Source organism: Herbaspirillum sp. 3R11, from assembly GCF_004563925.1.
In the GTDB taxonomy this organism is placed as follows: domain Bacteria; phylum Pseudomonadota; class Gammaproteobacteria; order Burkholderiales; family Burkholderiaceae_D; genus Herbaspirillum.
On sequence record NZ_SPNJ01000001.1, the window covers coordinates 600,912 to 619,241 of the forward strand.

The 18,330-nt window shown below is 61.9% G+C and carries 15 protein-coding genes and 3 tRNA genes; 7 read left to right on the forward strand and 11 right to left on the reverse strand.

Annotated elements, in window-relative coordinates:
* Nucleotides 1–30: 30 nt before the first annotated feature.
* From E4P32_RS02800 to metG, 11 genes are all read right to left on the reverse strand, one after another.
* Nucleotides 31–1,731, reverse strand: a complete 1,701-nt coding sequence (locus E4P32_RS02800) for a Na/Pi cotransporter family protein (RefSeq protein WP_116433358.1) — start codon at nt 1,729–1,731, stop codon at nt 31–33.
* Entirely contained in the window at nt 1,728–2,516 is a 789-nt protein-coding gene (locus E4P32_RS02805; protein WP_116433357.1) for an HAD-IIB family hydrolase, read from the reverse strand. The genes E4P32_RS02800 and E4P32_RS02805 overlap by 4 nt, the downstream gene beginning before the upstream one ends.
* A complete protein-coding gene (locus tag E4P32_RS02810; protein ID WP_116433356.1) occupies nt 2,513–3,361 on the reverse strand; it encodes an endonuclease/exonuclease/phosphatase family protein in 849 nt (282 codons plus the stop codon). Before E4P32_RS02810 ends, E4P32_RS02805 begins: the two co-directional genes overlap by 4 nt.
* An 18-nt stretch (nt 3,362–3,379) precedes the next feature.
* Nucleotides 3,380–4,213 (reverse strand): carbohydrate ABC transporter permease, encoded by an 834-nt coding sequence (locus E4P32_RS02815; protein WP_116433355.1) that lies wholly within the window; start codon nt 4,211–4,213, stop codon nt 3,380–3,382.
* Nucleotides 4,210–5,085, reverse strand: coding sequence for a sugar ABC transporter permease (locus E4P32_RS02820; RefSeq protein ID WP_116433354.1), 876 nt, complete (start codon nt 5,083–5,085; stop codon nt 4,210–4,212). Before E4P32_RS02820 ends, E4P32_RS02815 begins: the two co-directional genes overlap by 4 nt.
* Nucleotides 5,086–5,181: 96 nt before the next feature.
* Entirely contained in the window at nt 5,182–6,477 is a 1,296-nt protein-coding gene (locus tag E4P32_RS02825) for an ABC transporter substrate-binding protein (RefSeq protein WP_116433353.1), read from the reverse strand.
* Between the two features lie 63 nt (nt 6,478–6,540).
* Nucleotides 6,541–7,593 carry an ABC transporter ATP-binding protein gene (locus tag E4P32_RS02830; protein ID WP_116433352.1) on the reverse strand — a complete coding sequence of 351 codons (1,053 nt, stop codon included), beginning with the start codon at nt 7,591–7,593 and terminating at the stop codon, nt 6,541–6,543.
* A gap of 55 nt (nt 7,594–7,648) precedes the next feature.
* Nucleotides 7,649–9,217 carry a glycerol-3-phosphate dehydrogenase gene (gene glpD / locus E4P32_RS02835; protein ID WP_116433351.1) on the reverse strand — a complete coding sequence of 523 codons (1,569 nt, stop codon included), beginning with the start codon at nt 9,215–9,217 and terminating at the stop codon, nt 7,649–7,651.
* Nucleotides 9,217–10,260 (reverse strand): sugar-binding transcriptional regulator, encoded by a 1,044-nt coding sequence (locus E4P32_RS02840; RefSeq protein ID WP_116433930.1) that lies wholly within the window; start codon nt 10,258–10,260, stop codon nt 9,217–9,219. Before E4P32_RS02840 ends, glpD begins: the two co-directional genes overlap by 1 nt.
* A 215-nt stretch (nt 10,261–10,475) precedes the next feature.
* A complete protein-coding gene (locus E4P32_RS02845; protein WP_116433929.1) occupies nt 10,476–10,955 on the reverse strand; it encodes a GNAT family N-acetyltransferase in 480 nt (159 codons plus the stop codon).
* Nucleotides 10,956–10,980: 25 nt separating this feature from the next.
* Entirely contained in the window at nt 10,981–13,044 is a 2,064-nt protein-coding gene (gene metG / locus E4P32_RS02850; RefSeq protein ID WP_116433350.1) for a methionine--tRNA ligase, read from the reverse strand.
* Nucleotides 13,045–13,287: 243 nt separating this feature from the next.
* Here metG and apbC point away from each other — a divergent pair, with 243 nt between their 5' ends.
* The 7 genes from apbC (at nt 13,288) to E4P32_RS02885 (ending at nt 18,269) form a co-directional block, all read left to right on the forward strand.
* Nucleotides 13,288–14,376, forward strand: coding sequence for an iron-sulfur cluster carrier protein ApbC (gene apbC / locus E4P32_RS02855; protein WP_116433349.1), 1,089 nt, complete (start codon nt 13,288–13,290; stop codon nt 14,374–14,376).
* Between the two features lie 82 nt (nt 14,377–14,458).
* On the forward strand, nt 14,459–14,902 hold the full coding sequence (locus tag E4P32_RS02860) for a DUF4399 domain-containing protein (RefSeq protein WP_116433348.1): 444 nt from the start codon (nt 14,459–14,461) through the stop codon (nt 14,900–14,902).
* 111 nt (nt 14,903–15,013) lie between these two features.
* Nucleotides 15,014–16,426 (forward strand): glutamate--tRNA ligase, encoded by a 1,413-nt coding sequence (gene gltX / locus E4P32_RS02865; protein ID WP_116433347.1) that lies wholly within the window; start codon nt 15,014–15,016, stop codon nt 16,424–16,426.
* Nucleotides 16,427–16,499: 73 nt separating this feature from the next.
* Nucleotides 16,500–16,575, forward strand: a tRNA-Ala gene (locus E4P32_RS02870).
* Between the two features lie 111 nt (nt 16,576–16,686).
* Nucleotides 16,687–16,762 (forward strand) — tRNA-Glu (locus tag E4P32_RS02875).
* A gap of 41 nt (nt 16,763–16,803) precedes the next feature.
* Nucleotides 16,804–16,879 (forward strand) — tRNA-Glu (locus E4P32_RS02880).
* 598 nt (nt 16,880–17,477) lie between these two features.
* A complete protein-coding gene (locus tag E4P32_RS02885) occupies nt 17,478–18,269 on the forward strand; it encodes an enoyl-CoA hydratase-related protein (protein WP_116433346.1) in 792 nt (263 codons plus the stop codon).
* Nucleotides 18,270–18,330: the final 61 nt, after the last annotated feature.

Here is an 18,330-nt window from a genome sequence, read left to right on the forward strand (position 1 = left end):
CCGATATTTGATATCAGTCAGCACGTTTGATCAGGGCGGGTGCGAATAGTCGCCGAACTCCTGGCGTTCCTGCACCACCACCGGATCTTCACCGATGTCCATGCGGCTGCGGCGCAGCATGCCGGCTTCGTCCAGCACCGAATACGCGGTCGAGCAGAACAGCGAATGCATGCGGCGCATGTCGCTGATCAGGTCCAGGTGCAAGGAACTGGTTTCGATGCTCTGCTGGGTCTCGCCGGCCAGGCGCGTCAGGTGGGTCTTCGAATAAGCGCGCTCGAGGTCGCGGAAGGCTTCCTTCTCGGCCAGCAGCTTCTGCGCACTCTTGAGATCGCCGTCGATGAACACCGACAGGCCCAGTTGCAGGCTCGCCACCAGGCGCGCATGCATTTCGCAGACCTCCGTCATGCCTGCCGCAGAGAAGCTGCGCTGCAGCGCGATCTTCTTGCTTTCGATGCCCTTGACGATGCGCTCGATGATGTCGCCGGCCTGTTCCAGGTTGATCGTCAGCGTGACGATGTTGGTCCAGCGGCGCACTTCCTTTTCATTGAGTTCTTCACGCGAGACGCGCGCCAGATACATCTTCACCGCCGTGTACAGCTTGTCGACGTCGTCATCGAGCTTGCGGATCTGTTGCGCGCGCAGCTGGTTGTTGTCGCGGATGACCGGCAACAGGCTCGTCAACATTTTCTCGATCAGGTCGCCGATGCGCAGCACTTCACGCGAGGCATTGGCCAACGCCAGCGAGGGCGTATCGATTGCGGCAAGGTCGAGGTGGCGCGCGACGGCGGCGTCTTCTTCATCCTTCTGCGACGCCGGCAACAGTCGTTCGCACAAGCGCGCCATCGGTTCCACCAGCGGCAGCAGCAGGCCGCAACGCACCGTGTTGTACAGCACGTGGAAGGCCACCACGCTGAAGCGCAGGTCCTTGCCTAGCAGGGCAATCCACAAGTCGATGTAATTGATGAAGGGCAGCACCACGATCGCGCCCGAAAGGCGGAACAGCATGCTGCCCAGCGCCACCCGTCGGCCGGCGACGTTCTGGCTGGCCGCGGTCAGCAGCGCCAGGATGCCGCTGCCGAGGTTGGCTCCGATCACCAGGCACAGCGCAACCTTCAGCGAAATGATGCCGGAGGTGGCCAGCGTCGCGGCCAGCAGCACGGCGGCCAGGCTGGAATAGGTCAGCATGGCGAACACCGCGCCGATCAGCGCGTCGAGAATGATGTCGCCGGTCAGTGTGGAAAACAGCACCTTGATGCCGGCGCCGGTGATCATGGGCCGCGTCGCCGCAGTGATCAGTTCCAGCGCCAGCAGGATCAGGCCGAGGCCGATCACGGCGCGCGCCAGGCGTCCCACCGAGGTATGGCGGCGCGACAGATACACCACCACGCCGCCGAAAATCAGCAGCGGCGAAATCCACGACAGATCGAAACTCAGCACGCCCGTCATCAGCGCGGTGCCGACGTCGGCGCCGAGCATGATGGTCAGCGCAGGCGTCAGCCCGACCAGGCCCTGGGCGACGAAGGAGCAGACGATGACGGCGGTGGCGTTGCTGCTCTGGACCAGGCTGGTGACGCCGACGCCGGCCAGGAAGGCCAGGCTGCGCCGTTTGATGCTGGTGCTCAGGATGCGGCGCAGCTGCGCGCCATAGACGCGCAGCACGTCGGTACGCACGATGTGGGTGCCCCATACCAGCAGGGCCAGTGCAGAAAGCAGGTTGAGAAGGGTGGTCATGGCTCCAGCAAATGTTGAGTCAATTCGGCAAATCCGGCGCCGAAAGGATGCCGCGTGATGAAGCGCGGCGGATGTTGCAGGCGATCAGCAAATTCGAGTACGTTGGCCACCCCCACCGATAGCGGGAAGTAGGCGAACATCGGTGCGTCGTTGGGAGAGTCGCCGGCGAATACGCAGCGGCTGCGTTCTTCGTCATCGGCGAGGTCGACGTCGTAGCGCTCCTGCATCATGAGGCGCGCCATGCTCAGTTTGTCGTAGTCGCCGAACCAGCCGTTGACGTGGATGGAACTGATTTTTGCAGTCATCCCCGCATCTTCCATGATTTGCACGATGCGATCAACGGCTGCACGGTCCAGCGACGGTACATCTTCACAAAAATCGATGGCCAGGTCGTACTGGCGGCAGAACTGATCGGACGCCACGGCGCAACCCGGCACTTCGCGCAGGATGCGGTCGCGCACTGCGGCCAGCTTGTCGGTGTTATTGCGGCGGCTTGTTTCATCCAGCAGATGGCGCGTGCGCAGCTTGTTGGCGGCGCGGTCGTGCCACATGTAGAGCGCGCCGTTTTCGCCGATCACGCCGTCGACCGGCCACATGCGCGCGATCTGATCGCACCAGCCGGCGGGACGGCCGGTCACGGGGATGACGCGCAGGCCGGCGCGCTGCAAAGTCTCCAGCGATTGGTACGCTTGCGCGCTGAGTTTGCCGTCGGTGGTCAGCGTGTCGTCGATGTCGGTGAAGACGGTCGTGACCTGTGCGCGCGGCAATTGGTCTACGGATTTCATTTCAATTCCAGTAATTGCGGTTGGTGGTCGGAAGAGTGCGTGTCGCTGTCGATGTCAAAGGCGCGCACGCGTGGCAACAAATCTTCGCTGGCGAAGATGAAGTCGCAGGCAAAGGCTTCCGGCCATTGTTCGCGGTCATATAGACCGACATTGTGCGGATGCGGTTTGTTCCCGTGCAGGTATTCCCAGGTGTCGCGCAGCCCCGGCACGCCATCCTTGAACGGATGTTGCAGGCGCGAATGCAGCGGATCTTCCGGGCGGAAATTGAAGTCGCCGGTGAGGATCGTTTTCGAAGTCTGTTCGAACGCATGGTAAGGCGAATCCGACAGATCGCGCACGCGGCTGCGGGCGGCGCGCAGCGAGGTCTCGGCATGGATCGCACGGATCGCCTCGACCTGGGCGCGGCGTTGCAGCAGCGAATAATATTCCAGGTGGGTGTTCATCACGCGCACGGCGCCCAGTGGTGTATCCAGCGTCGCCTCGATCAGCACGCGCGGCATGCTGATGACGTCGGCGTCGACCGGCCACGGCAATTGGTGGCGCAGCACGCGCGAGACCGGATAGCGCGACAGGATCATGTTGCCGAAGCAGCGCCGGCTGCCGTCGGGTGCAGCGACGTCGACGCCGGCTGCCGGGATGGCCGTGAAGTCCGGCAACAGCCGGGCAAAGATCTCGAACTGGTTCTCGCCGGCGCTGCCGGCCAGCGACGGGAAATTCGCCGCCACTTCCTGCAGGCAGAGTACGTCGAAGTCGCCCAGCTTCTTTGCGTCGCGCACGATGCGCGCCGGATCGACGACGCCGTCGACGCCGCGCGACCATTGGATATTCCAGCTGATGAGTTTCATCGTAGTGTCCTGATCAAATCAGCGAATGCCGGCGCGCATGAACGACTGCACGAACTGGCGCTGGAACAACAGGAACGCCAGCAGCAGCGGCGCCGAAGTCATCAGCGTGGCCGAGGTGATGATCGACCAGTCGACGCCCTGGTCGGTGGACGAGAACACCTGCAGACCGACCGTCAGTGGACGCGACTCGACCGAGTTGGTGACGATCAGCGGCCACAGGAAATTGTTCCAGTGCGTGCTGATCGAGACCAGGCCGAACGCCAGATAGATCGGTTTGGCCAGCGGCACGTACACCTTCCACAGCACCTGCATGGCGCTGGCGCCTTCCACGGTGGCCGCTTCGTCCAGTTCGCGCGGCACCGTCTTGAAGGTTTGGCGCAGCAGGAAGATGCCGAACGCCGAGGCAAAGTAGGGCAGGCCGATCGACAGGATGGTGTCGCGCAGGCCGAGCAGGTTCATGGTGTTGTAGTTCTCGACGATCAGGATGTCGGGCATCACCATCAGCTGCATCAGCACCAGCATGAACATGATGTTGTCGCCGCGGAAGCGGTAGCGCGAGAACGCATAGGCCGCCATCGTCGCCAGCACCATCTGCGCGATCAGGATCATCGTCACCAGCAGGAAGGTGTTGAGGAAGTAGCGCGGGAACGGCGCCGCATTCCAGGCGTTGACGAAGTTCTGCAGCGTCAGCGGCGCGGTCAGCGAAAAGCGCGTGGCGAACTCGGCCGGATGGAATGCGGTCCAGATCGCATAGATCAGCGGCAGCAGCCACAGCAGGCCGAGCACCCAGGCCGCGACGGTTTCCAGTATCTTGTTCCGTTCGCCGAACGGATTGGTGGCTTGAGCGATCATTGGTAGTGAGTCCTGCGGTCGAGAATACGGAATTTGACGAAGGCGATTACCGCCAGCATCATCAGCAGCACCACGGTCAGCGCGGCGGCGTAGGACGAATCCCAGAAGCTGAAGCCGACTTCATAGATGTAGTACAGCAGCAGCGAGCTGGCGTTGTCCGGTCCGCCCTTGGTCATCACCACGATATGGTCGACCAGGCGGAAGGAATTGATCAGCGCGTTGATCAGCACGAACAGCGTGGTCGGCATCAGCAGCGGGAACTGCACCTTCCAGAAATACTGCCAGCGCGACGCGCCTTCCAGTCCGGCGGCTTCCGCCAGCACCGGCGAGATCTGCTGCAGCGCGGCCAGGTAGAAGATCATGAAGAAGCCGGCTTCCTTCCAGATCGCCACCACCATCATGCAGCCCAGCACCGTGTCCGGGTTGCCGAGCCAGTTATGCGAAGGCAGGCCGAGCGCATTGGTCAGCTGCTCCAGCAAGCCGTACTGCGGCGTGTAGAAGAACAGCCAGATATTGGCCACCGCAATCATCGGCAGCACCGTCGGCGTGAAGTAAGCCAGGCGCAGCAGGCCGCGACCCAGCAGCTTGTCGTTGACCCACAGCGCCATCATGATGGCCAGTGCGATCGAGACCGGGATGGTGCCCAGTGCGAACCACAGATTGTTGAACAGCGCGCGCCAGAAGACCGGGTCGTCGGCCATCAGCGCATAGTTTTCCAGGCCGACGAACACCGACGGGCTGGCCCCCTTGGGCGTGGAAAAGAAGCTGTGCCAGATCGTCGCCACCGCCGGATAGTGGGTGAACGCGATCAGCAGCACCATGGCCGGCATCAGCAGCAGCCAGGGTGTGATGGAAAATTGTGTGCGATTCATGTAAAGCCTTTTGCTGTCTCAGACCAGGTGCAATGCCGGTGCAGGAACCTGTCCCTGCACCGGCGATTGCAGACCTTTGCTTCGCCAAAGCGTCAATTAACGATTCCAGCTGCGCAGGATGCGATCGGATTCGCGTTGCGCATCCTTCAGTGCCGCTTCCGGCGTCTTGGTGCCGGACAAAGCAGCCTGCAGGTTGTCGTTCAGCGCCTTGGTGACGCGCTGGTTGTCATGTGTCGACAACTCGGCCACGCCGTACTTCATTTGCTCGCGCGCCACGCTGGCGGCCGGGACTTCCTGCAGGTACTTCTTCATTTCCGGTGTATCCCAGGCATCCTGGCGCGGCGCCACGTAACCAGTGGCGATCGACCATTGGGCCGCGCGTGCAGGTTCGGTGGCGAAGCGGATGAACTTCACGGCAGCTTGCTGCTGCTCCGGCGTGGTCTTGTTGAACACGTAGAAATTGCCGCCTCCGGTCGGGCTGCCCGGATGCTTGTTGGCCGGCAGCATCGCCACGCCGAATGGGAAGCTGGCGTTCGCGCGGATGTTGGTCAGGTTGCCGGTGGTGGTCCAGACCATGGCGGCCTTCTGTTCGAGGAAGTCCTTCGGCGTGGTGCCCCATTCGATCACGCCGCTCGGCATGACCTTGTGTTTGGCCGACAGGTCGACCCAGTATTGCAGCGACTCGACGGCGGCCGGCTTGTCGAAGAAGGTCTTGGTGCCGGCGGCGTTCATCAGCGCGGTGTCGTTCGGTGTGGTCAGACCCTGGAACATCCAGTAGGTGAAGCCGGTCGACGGAATCTTCAGGCCCCATTGCGAGACGTTGCCGTTGGCGTCGCTCTTGGTCAGCTTCTTGGCGTAGGTGATGGTCTCGGCCCAGTTGGCCGGCGCCTTGTCCGGATTCAGGCCGGCTTCCTTGAACAGGTTCTTGTTCCAGAACATGACGATGGTCGAGCGCTGGAACGGAATGCCCCAGGTCTTGCCGCCGGTCTGGCTGTTTTCCATGAAGCCCTTGTAGAAGCCCTCGATCCACTTCTTGTCTTCCGGCTTGTTGGCCAGACCGTCGATCGGCACGATGGCATTTTCATCGATCAGCGTGAACAGGTCGGTCGACAGCAGCACGGCCAGCGTCGGCGGCGTACCGCTCTTGAACGCGGTCAGCGCCTTGACGATGCTTTCCTGATAGGTGCCGGCGTAGACCGCCTTGATCTTGACGTCGGGATTCTGTTTTTCGAAATCGGCGACCATGGTGTCGATGGTCTTGGTGATCGGGCCGCCCACGGCGACCGGATAATAGAAGGTCAGCTCGACCGGATTGGCGGCGAATGCGGGTGCAGCGGCGAAGGCGCCGGCGACCGCCAGTGCGGCCATGGATTTCAGAATGACTCTACGCATGTTTGTCTCCCAGATTAGTTATGGTGGTACGTCTGTGGTGCAAGGTAAAAGCGGTGAAAACGATTACATCGGAATCCGACGCAAGCCCGATTTTTTGTCGAAGAAATACTGGCTGCCATGGTCCCAGCCGAGTTGGATCGCGTCGCCCGGCACCAGCGTCAGTTGGCCCGGTACGCGCATGAGCAGCGAAGCCTGGCCGACGCGGCAGCCGACGATGGTGTCGGCGCCGAAGTACTCGATCGTGTCAACCGTGGCGGCAATGCCTTGCTCGACCAGATGGATGTGCTCAGGACGCACGCCCAGTTGCCATTCTTCATCAACGTTGTGCGGATGGATCACCGGACCGGTACTGCCTTCGATGACGAGGCCGTTGGCGCTGTTCGACAGCGGCAGGATGTTCATCGGCGGCGTGCCGATGAAGCGTGCGGCGAACACCGAAGCAGGCTGCGCATACAGTTCGGCCGGCGGCGCGTTCTGTTCGATCTTGCCGTCGCGCAGCAGGATCACCTGGTCGGCCATGCTCATCGCCTCGGTCTGGTCGTGCGTGACGTAGATCATGGTCATGTTGAGCTGCTGCTGCAGGGCGCGGATTTCACGGCGCATTTCCTGGCGCAGTTGGGCATCCAGATTCGACAGCGGTTCGTCCATCAGGCAGACCGGCGCATCGGCGATGATGGCGCGGCCCAGCGCCACGCGCTGTTGCTGGCCGCCCGACAACTGGCCGGGACGGCGGTCGAGCAGGTGGCTCAGGCCGAGGATGTCGGCGACGCGCTTGAGGCGCTCCTCGAAATGCTTGGCCGGTTCCTTGCGCACGCGCACGCCGAACAGGATGTTGTCGCGCACGTTCAGGTGCGGGAACAGCGCATACGACTGGAACACCATGGCGATCTTGCGTTGCGCCGGCGGCAGGTTGGTGACGTCGCGCTCGCCGATGCGGATGGCGCCAGTGGACGGCGTGTCGAGGCCGGCGATCAGGCGCAGCGTGGTCGACTTGCCGCAGCCGGACGGTCCCAGCAACACGGTGAAGTCGCCCGACTTCACTTCGAAATCAATGCCTTTTACTGCCTGGGCGTCTCCCCAGTTCTTGGTAATGCCCTTGAGCGAAATTGCTGCCATCGCGGTGTCCCCTCGGTAAAGAAATGAATGGTGATGCAAATCAATGCGGTCGCGCTCAGGTCTGCGCCATCTGTGCGGCCAGGTGTTTTCGGATCGCGCAGTGTTCGGCGAAATAGGCGGCGAACTCGGCGCGTTGTTGCTCGCTCATGTGCAGGCCGCACTTGGTGCGGCGCCACAGGATGTCGTCCGGCTGGTAGGCCCATTCGTGCGTGATCAGGTAATCGACCTCGCGCTGCACCAGGCCGCCGCCGAAGTCGCGACCGAGTTCGGCCGGCGTCTGCGCTTCCTTGAGGATGACGTGGGCGATGCGGCCGTGGCGACCGAACAGGCGCGTCAGGAAATGGGCGTCGAGCTGGGCGTATTTCTTTTTCAGGTAATCCAGTTCCTGGGCGCGGTCGGCGCGCTTGAACTTGCCGCCGGGCAGGGCTTCGTCCTTGCTCCACGGGCCGCGACGGGTCTTGGTCCAAGGCGCCAGCTTTTCCAGCACCGATTCGGCCAGGCGGCGGTAAGTGGTGATCTTGCCGCCGTAGACCGACACGCATGGCGTGTTGTCGGCGTCCTGCAGCACCAGCGTGTAGTCACGCGTGACCGCCGACGGATTGTCGGACTCGTCGTCGAACAACGGACGCACGCCGGCGTAGCGCCAGACGATGTCGGCGTGGGCTATCGGCTTGGCCAGGTATTGATTGACCGCGCGCAGCAGGTAGGCTTCTTCATCGGCGCTGATCTTGGCGCCGTTGTCCATGTTCTCTTGCGGCACGTCGGTGGTGCCGATCAGCGTGAACTTGTCTTCGTAAGGAATCATGAAGACGATGCGCTTGTCGTCGTTCTGCAGGATGTAGGCGTGCTCGCCGGCGAACAGGCGCGGCACCACGATGTGGCTGCCGCGCACCAGCTTGACCGCGGCGTGCGTCTTGCCTTGCTGGGCCGGATTGAGCAACTGGTCCATCTTCGCCACCCACGGGCCGGCGGTGTTGACGACGGCGCGTGCGGTGAGCTGCTTGCGGACGCCGGTGACGGTGTTCTCGACTTCGCATTGCCATTGGCCGTTGCTGCGCTTGGCGTCCACCAGGCGCGTGCGGGCGAAGATGTCGGCGCCGTGTTCCTGTGCACTCAGCAAATTAAGAATCACCAGGCGGGCGTCGTCGACCCAGGCGTCGGAATAGGCAAAGCCGCGCGTGATGTCGGCGCGCAGGCCGCTCGGTGCGCTCATCTGGTCGAGCGCGATACCTGCCGAATGGGGCAGCGTGATGCGGCCGCCGATATGGTCGTACATCCACAATCCGAGACGAATCATCCAGCGCGGACGCAGACCCTTGACGTGCGGCATCACGAAGCGCAAAGGCCAGGCAATGTGCGGCGCGATGTTGAGCAGGTGCTCGCGCTCGGCCAGCGCTTCGGCGACCAGGCGGAATTCATAGTATTCGAGATAGCGGAGGCCGCCGTGGATCAGCTTGGTGCTGGCCGACGAGGTGGCGCCGGCGAAATCGTTCTGCTCGCACAAGGCGACCTTGAGGCCGCGCCCGGCGGCGTCGCGCGCCACGCCGGCGCCGTTGATGCCGCCGCCGATGATCAGGAGATCGTAGGTTTCTGAAGTGGTCGCTGTGCCGGTTGCTGTACTCATTACTTTGCTCGTTTGCGGTTGGTTTTGTTGTTTGCGGTCTTGCCGGCAGGCGCTTCCTGCGCCGCCTCGTTCTTGTCTTCGTCCAGCTGCTGCACAAGCAGGCGGGCGGTGGGTTCGTCGATCACCAGTTCATTGATGAAGCCGCCCAGCAGCGCTGCGCGCAGGCCCGGGATCTTGCCCTTGCCGGACACCACGCAGATCGAATGTGCGGCGCGCTGGAAGCGGTCGAGATCGGGTCCGCTGCTGCGCGCATTGAGCGCCACGTCGCGCCAGCTGCCGTCGTCGCGGAAGAACACGGTGGCGATGTCGCCGACCACGTCGTCGCGGCGGATGTCTTGCTGGTCCTGCTTGTCGAGGTAGCCGCCGGTGTGGATGTGGCTGCCGGTTTCGGCCGCGCCGATGCTGAACAGCAGGATGGCGGCGTCGTTCTGCAAGGTGCGGATGGCCTTGATGCTGCGCTCGCGCCAGAGCGCGGTGCGCGTGTCGGCGTAGTCGAAGAAGGCAGGCACCGGGAAGCTGTGGGCGCGGCCGCCGTAGTTCTGGGCGAAGCGCGACACCAGCGATTCGCCGAAGGTGTTGACGATGTTAGCGCCGGCGCCCGAACCGTTGAGTTGGACCACGTCGACGTCGTGCACGGCCTTCGGGCTCAGGTTGTCGGCGATGGCGGCGACGGTGTTGCCCCAGGCCAGCCCGATCACGGTGGACGGCTGCATCAGCGTATTCAGGTAAGCGGCGGTGTGCGCGGCGACGCGCTGCATGCTTTCGCGCTCGGTGGCGGCGGCCGGCACCGGCACGACCTGGATCGAGCGCAGCGGATAGTGTTTGGTGATGGCGGCTTCGAGATTGCCGGAGAGCTCCTGCGGATCATGCACGCGGATCTCTACCAGGCCGTTCTCCATGGCGTACGACAGCAGTCGCGACACGGTCGCGCGCGAGGTGCCGATCTCTTCCGCGATGGCCGCCGTCGTCATGTTCTGGAAGTAGTACAGACGCGCGACGCGCACGGCCGAATAAGCGGTGTCCTGACGTTCTCCTGTAGCCATTTTGCCTTTGAACAGATGATCATTGTTGTTGAACGTTTGTACAATAATCGAATTGATGCGAGAAATCAAGCCTGAGCCTTGACGCCGTGCAGCATCGGCGAGCACGTACGCGCCGACATGATGACGATGGGAAACAGCGCGGCGGGAAAAAGAAAAACCGCCGTGCGCGACTGCGATTGCAGCGCGGACGACGGCTCAGGGATATTGCGGAGAAGTTAGTTGCGCAGCCAGCGACGCATCACGATGGGCGACGGCTCCATCGGATTGGCGCGGGTGTATTCCAGTTCAGGGGCGATTTCAAAACCGAAGGCGGCGTAGACGTCGAGCAATTGCTCCTGATCGCTGCGGACCGCCAGGCGCAGTTCGCCGATGTCGGCGGCGAGGGCGCGATGGATCAGGGCTTCCATCAGGTGCTGCGACAGGCGTTCGCCGCGATAGCCGGGCAGGATGCCCATGCGCAGGATTTCCCAGACGTCGAGTTCGGTGTCCAGCGGCAGCCAGCGTACTGAACCGGCGGGCACGTTGTCGCGCAGCAGCACGAAGCCGCCGCCGCGTTGCAGGTCTTCCGCGACGCGCTTTGGTTCTTCACGATGGCCGCTCGAACTGGGCGCAACCTTGTTGGCCCAGCTGTCGCGCGTGAGTTCGGCGATCAGTTCCGCGTCGTCGACGGTGGCTTCACGAATCAGAAGGTCAATGTCTGCCATGGCGTGATCGCTGAGATTAATGAACCCGCATGCCCGGCTCGGCGCCCGGCCACGGATTGAGCACATAGATGCCCGGCTTGGCTTTTTCATCCTTGGCCGAAGCCGCCAGCACCATGCCTTCGGAAATGCCGAACTTCATCTTGCGCGGCGCCAGGTTGGCGACCATCACGGTCAGCTTGCCGACCAGCTCTTCCGGCTTGTAGGCCGAAGCGATGCCGGAGAACACGTTGCGGGTCTTGCCTTCACCGGCGTCCAGCGTCAGGCGCAGCAGCTTGGTCGAACCTTCGACGGCTTCGCAGTTGACGATCCTGGCGATGCGCAGATCGATCTTGGCGAAGTCGTCGATGCTGATTTCGGGGGCGAGTTCTTCGATGCCGACATCAGCCGTTTCGGCAGGCGCAGCAGCGGGCTCGGGCGCATCGAACAGCGCATCCAGCATCTTCGGATCAACGCGTTGCATCAGATGGGCATAGGCATTAATGACGTGGCCGTCAGGCAGCGCGGTCTGGACGTCGGCCCAATTGAACGGCGCAACGTTGAGGAAGCCTTCGACTTGTGCAGCCAGTTGCGGCAGCACCGGTTTCAGGTACACGGTCAGGATGCGGAAGGCTTCCAGCAGGCGGCTGCAGACTTCGTGCAGTTGCGCGTCCTTGGCGGTGTCCTTGGCCAGTTCCCATGGTTTGTTGGCGTCGACGTAGGCGTTGATGACGTCGGCTTGCTCCATGATCGCGCGCAGGGCCTTGCCGTATTCGCGTTGTTCGTAGAGCGCCAGGATGTCCGGCGCGATGCCGCGCAGCTTGGCCAGGAAAGCATCGTCGGCAGTCGCCCACGCGGTCGACAGCTTGCCGTCGAAACGCTTGGCGATGAAGCCGGCGGCGCGGCTGGCGATGTTGACGTATTTGCCGATCAGGTCGGCATTGACGCGGGCGACGAAATCGTCAGGATTGAAGTCGACGTCTTCCACCTTGGCGTTGAGCTTGGCGGCGATGTAGTAGCGCAGCCATTCCGGATTCATGCCGATATCGAGGTAGCGCAGCGGCGAGATGCCGGTGCCGCGCGACTTCGACATCTTTTCGCCGCTGACGGTGATGAAGCCGTGCGCGAACACGTTGGTCGGCGTCTTGCGGCCGGCGAACTTGAGCATGGCGGGCCAGAACAGCGTGTGGAAATACGTGATGTCCTTGCCGATAAAATGATATTGCTCGGTCTTGTCGTTGGCCATGAAGGCGTCGAAATCGCGGCCGGTCTTCTCGAAGTAATTCTTCAGCGAAGCCAGGTAGCCGATCGGCGCGTCCAGCCAGACGTAGAAATACTTGCCCGGCGCGTCGGGGATTTCGATGCCGAAGTAGGGCGCATCGCGGCTGATGTCCCAGTCGCCCAGACCGCTCTCGCCGTCCAGCCATTCGCGGCACTTGTTGGCCACTTCCGGTTGCAGGCGGTTGTTGTCCAACGCCCATTCACGCAGGAAAGCCACGCACTTCGGATCCGACAGCTTGAAGAAGAAGTGTTCCGATGACTTCATCACCGGCGTCGCGCCCGACAGGGTCGAGTACGGATTCTTCAGGTCGGTCGGTGCATACACGGCGCTGCAGTTTTCACAGGAGTCGCCGTATTGGTCCTTGGTGCCGCACTTCGGGCATTCGCCCTTGATATAGCGGTCCGGCAAGAACATGCTCTTGACCGGGTCGAAGAACTGGTCGATGGTCTTGGTAGTGATCAGCTTGGCATCGTCGCGCAGGGCGCGGTAGATGTCTTGCGACAGCTGGTGGTTTTCCTGGCTGTCGGTCGAGCTCCAGTTGTCGAAGGCGATGTGGAAGCCGTCCAGATATTGCTTGCGGCCGGCCGCGATGTCGGCGACGAACTGCTGCGGCGTCACGCCGGCTTTTTCAGCCGCGATCATGATCGGTGCGCCGTGGGCGTCATCGGCGCCGACGAAATGGACTTCATGGCCCTGCATTCGTTGGAACCGGACCCAGATATCGGCCTGGATGTATTCCATGATGTGGCCGATGTGGAACGCGCCGTTGGCGTAGGGAAGGGCGGTGGTAACGAAAAGTTGGCGTGGCGATGAAGTGCTCATTGGCAATGCGTGCTTGGGTTGGTGATCAGGAAAGAGGGTCATTTTAGCAGCCGCAGGGGCTTTGGCGCAGGCTTGATCCATAAACAAGCCGCAAACAAGCAGCCGCAAACGTCGTTTTTCATGTCTGTATGGCAATTTCCCGGAATGCCTGCCGTGTCGATGCGGCAACCTCGGCGGCGCTATTGGTTTAGACTTGCGGGTGCATTAAAGCTGGCATTAAAGCCGGTCCATCAAGGAGAGGTAATGAGCATCACCGCAGAAGTCGTCAAAGCAGCGCTGTCCCAGGTCATCGACCCCAACACCGGCAAGGATCTGGTGGCGGGCAAGTCGGTCAAGAATATCCAGATCACCGGTGCCGATGTCGCCTTCGACGTCGAATTGGGTTATCCGGCCAATAGCCAGATCGAACCGATCCGCAACGCCGCCGAGGCCGCCGTGCGGACGGTTGAGGGCGTGGGCGCGGTCAAGGCCGATGTCTATTTCAAGATCGTCGCGCATGCGGTGCAGCGCGGCATCAAGCTCAAATCCAACGTCAAGAACATCATCGCCGTGGCTTCCGGCAAGGGCGGTGTCGGCAAGTCGACCACCGCCGCCAACCTGGCGCTGGCGCTGGCCGCCGAAGGCGCGCGCGTGGGCATCCTCGACGCCGACATCTATGGTCCGTCGCAGCCGATGATGCTGGGCATCGACGCCAAGCCCGAGACCAAGGACGGCAAGACCATGGAGCCGCTGGAAAACCATGGCCTGCAAGTGTCCTCGATCGGCTTCATGATCGATCCGGACGAGCCGATGGTGTGGCGCGGTCCGATCGTCACGCAGGCCCTGCAACAGCTGCTCGACCAGACCAACTGGCGCGACCTGGACTACCTGATCGTCGACATGCCGCCGGGTACCGGCGACGTGCAGCTGACGCTGTCGCAGAAGGTGCCGGTCACCGGCGCGGTGATCGTCACGACGCCGCAGGACATCGCCTTGCTGGATGCGCGCAAGGGCCTGAAGATGTTCGAGAAGGTCGGCATCCCGATCCTGGGCATCGTCGAGAACATGAGCACGCACATCTGCTCCAACTGCGGCCACGCCGAAGCCATCTTCGGCAGCGGCGGCGGCGAGAAAATGTGCGCCGACTTCGGCGTCGATTTCCTCGGCGCCTTGCCGCTGACGATGGCGATCCGCGAGCAGACCGATTCAGGCCGTCCGACCGTGGTGGCCGAGCCGAATGGCGCGGTGGCTGAAATTTACAAGAACATCGCGCGCAAGGTCGCTGTCAAAGTGGCGGAAAAAGCCAAGGACATGACCAGCAAGTTTCCGAGCATCGTGATCCAGAACGACTGATTGATTGGTCGGTCGGTCGATGCCGGCGACGCCATGGGGGTAGGGAATCCCACCAACGTAGAACGTAGCAAGGAGAACTGCAATGACATCCACGATATCCCTGACATCGCGAGCATTCCAACCATCGCGATTCATCAAGACCCTGTTCGCCGCATCCGTCCTGCTCGTTGCGGCGCAGGCAGCCCAGGCGGCCGAGCCGTCGGTGTCGTTCACGGCGCCGATGGACGGCGCTGTCGTCTCCAGTCCGTTCGACGTCAAGTTCGCGGTCTCCGGCATGGAAATCCGGCCGCTTGGCGACATGACGCCCAATACCGGCCATCATCATCTGCTGATCAACACCGGCCCTGTCGCGAAGGGCGCGCCGATCCCGATGGACGACACGCATCTGCATTACGGCAAGGGACAGACCGAAGCGAAAATCACGCTGCCGCCGGGCAAGTACGCGCTGACCATGCAGTTCGGCGATGGCGCTCACCAGTCCTATGGTCCTGCGATGAGCAAGACCATCAACATCACCGTCAAGTAAGTGTCCGGTCTGCCGTCTGATTCCACGACGGCGGCCGACGCGGTAAAATGACGGCTTTCCGATCAGACTGACAACGGCTTTGGCGTTCCAAGGCCGTTTTTATTTATCATCATGACATCCACAGTACCTGCCACACCCGTCCGCACCCGATTTGCGCCCAGCCCGACCGGTTATCTCCACCTCGGCGGCGCGCGCACGGCCTTGTTCTCGTGGGCCTATGCACGCCGTTTCGGCGGCACCTTCATCTTGCGTGTTGAAGACACCGATCTGGAGCGTTCCACCCCGGAAGCGGTGCAGGCCATCATCGAGGGCATGCAGTGGCTGGGACTGGCGCATGACGAAGGCCCGTTCTATCAGATGAAGCGCATGGACCGTTACCGCGAAGTGGTGGCACAGATGCTGCAACAGGGCACCGCCTACCATTGCTATTCCTCGCCGGAAGAAGTCGAAGCCATGCGCGAACGCCAACGCGCCGCAGGCGAGAAGCCGCGTTACGACGGCACCTGGCGCCCCGAAGACGGCAAGACCTTGCCGGCGATCCCCGAAGGCCGCAAGCCGGTGGTGCGCTTCCGCAATCCGCTCGACGGCGACGTCACCTGGGACGACGTGGTCAAGGGCCCGATCACGATTTCCAATCGCGAGATGGACGACCTGGTGATTGCGCGTCCGGACGGCACGCCGACCTACAACTTCTGCGTCGTGGTGGACGACTGGGACATGAAGATCACCCACGTGATCCGCGGCGACGACCATGTCAACAACACGCCGCGTCAGATCAATATCCTCAAGGCGCTGGGCGGCACGCTGCCGCTGTACGGCCACGTGCCGATGATCCTCGGCGCCGACGGCGAGAAGCTGTCCAAGCGTCACGGCGCGGTCAGCGTGATGGATTATCCGGCGCAAGGTTTCTTGCCGGAAGCGATGCTGAACTATCTGGCGCGTCTGGGCTGGAGCCATGGCGACGAAGAAATTTTCTCGATGGAACAATTCTGCGAATGGTTTGACCTCGACCATCTGTCGAAGTCGCCGGCGCAATTCAATCCGGAAAAGCTGGCCTGGCTCAACAACCACTACATCAAGCTGGCCGACAACGAGCGCCTCGCTGCGCTGGTGCGTCCGCTGCTGGAAAAAGAGGGCGCGCAATTCGACGGCGCACCGGCACTGGCGCAGACCATCGCGCTGCTCAAAGAGCGCGCCAACACCGTCAATGAGCTCGCTCCTGCGGTGCTGATGTTCTATCGCCAGCCTGCGCCCGATGCGGCACTGGTGACGCAACACATCACCGACGCCATCAAGCCGGCGTTGCAGGATTTCGCTGCACGCTGTGCGACGGTGGAGTGGAACAAGGCGGCGCTGGGCGCAATGATCAAGGAAGTGCTTGCAGCCCACACGCTGAAGATGCCGTTGCTGGCGATGCCTTTGCGCCTGATCGTTGCCGGTCAGTTGCAGACGCCGGCGATTGATGCGGTATTGGAATTGTTCGGCCGCGAGGTCGTGCTGGCGCGTTTGCAAAACTATTTGTAATAAAGAAGAGGGTTTTTCCGAAAACCCTCTTGCTATTTACCAATGCATGTTGCATAATCTCGCTTCTTCGCAAGGGGGTATAGCTCAGCTGGGAGAGCGCTTGCATGGCATGCAAGAGGTCAGCGGTTCGATCCCGCTTACCTCCACCAGCGACTCAGTAGTTACTGAGTAAGAGAAGTAAAGCAGTAAATGCTAGTAATAAACTGTGATGCCACACAGTCGGTAGTACGGTAACAGCTGCGGGACATGATGTATGCGATGTCCCCATCGTCTAGAGGCCTAGGACATCACCCTTTCACGGTGAGTACGGGGGTTCGAATCCCCCTGGGGACGCCAGCTTTATCAGGTACTGCTTGAATTACTGCAAAAGGACAATTGTCCCCATCGTCTAGAGGCCTAGGACATCACCCTTTCACGGTGAGTACGGGGGTTCGAATCCCCCTGGGGACGCCAAAACAAAAATGCCCGCTGATGCGGGCATTTTTATTTTGACGTCCCCAAGTGATGTGCCTGCGCACATCACGCGGGGGATTCGAAGGGTTTCGCCTACTGGCGAAACCGCGGCCTGCCGAAGGTAGGCGAATCCCCGGACGCGCAGCGTTCGTTAGCCGGCCGGCGATCTCGCTCAAAACGAAAATAATCCCAAGAACAAAAAGCAATGTTTCGGCAAAGCCGAAACGAGCACGCCCGCAAAGCGGGCGAACTGGTGGTCGAGCCAACGCCGTCAATTAATCAATCCAAGAAAAACAGCAATGTTTCGGCAAAGCCGAAACGAACGCGCCCGCAAAGCGGGCGAACCGGCGGTCGAGTCAACGCTGCAAAAAAAATAAGTCAAAGAACAAACAGCAACGTTCCGGCAAAGCCGGGACCAGCACGCCTGCACAGCAGGCGATCCGCGCCGCAAATACAGCAACCACCATCCCCCCCTTTGTCCTCCCAAAGACAACCCATCCCCCCATTTCCCGTTAATCTCCTTCCGCACATCCCCTTGATCGCATTTTTCTTTTACCATCAGCCATCAAGCAATCAATAAAAGACAAAGGAGCCCACCATGAGCCAAGCCGCCGATCTGACCATCGACGCGCGCGGGGTAGCCACCATCACCCTGAACCGCCCCGAAGTCCACAACGCCTTCGACGACCTGCTGATCGCCCACCTGATCGACCTGATCAAACAAGCGCGCGACAACCCGCAAGTCAACGTACTGGTGCTGGCCTCGACCGGAAAATCCTTCTCCGCCGGCGCCGACCTCGGCTGGATGCGGCGCATGGCCGACGCCACGCGTGAAGACAACCTCAAGGACGCGCACCAGCTCGCCGCGTTGATGGAAAGCCTCAACAACTTCCCATGCCCGACCGTGGCCCGCATCCAGGGCACCGTGATGGGCGGCGGCGTCGGCCTGGTTTCCTGCTGCGACGTCGCTATCGCCAGCGACAACGCCTTCTTCGCCTTGTCCGAAGTCAAGCTCGGCCTGGCGCCGGCCGTCATCAGCCCCTACGTGATCGCCAAGATCGGCACCTCGCAGGCGCGTCGCTACTTCGTCACGGCGGAGCGTTTCTCCGCCATCCGCGCCGCCGCCATCGACCTGGTACATGAAGTGGTGCCGGCCACCGAGCTGGAAGCAAAGACCGAGCAAATCATCGCCACCTTGCTGGCCAACGGTCCGCAGGCAATGCGACGCGCCAAGGAATTGGCGCAGGTTGCCAACCCCTTGCCGGCCACACCGGCGCTGCGCGATTACACCACCGGCGTGATCGCCGATCTGCGTGCGTCGGAAGAGGGCAAGGAGGGCTTGCGCGCCTTTCTCGAAAAAGAATCACCGGCCTGGATTACCAAGCGTTAAGAGCGTTGAGCTGCATCTGCCGCAAATAAAAAGCCGCAGCCCGTCACAGGCTGCGGCTTTT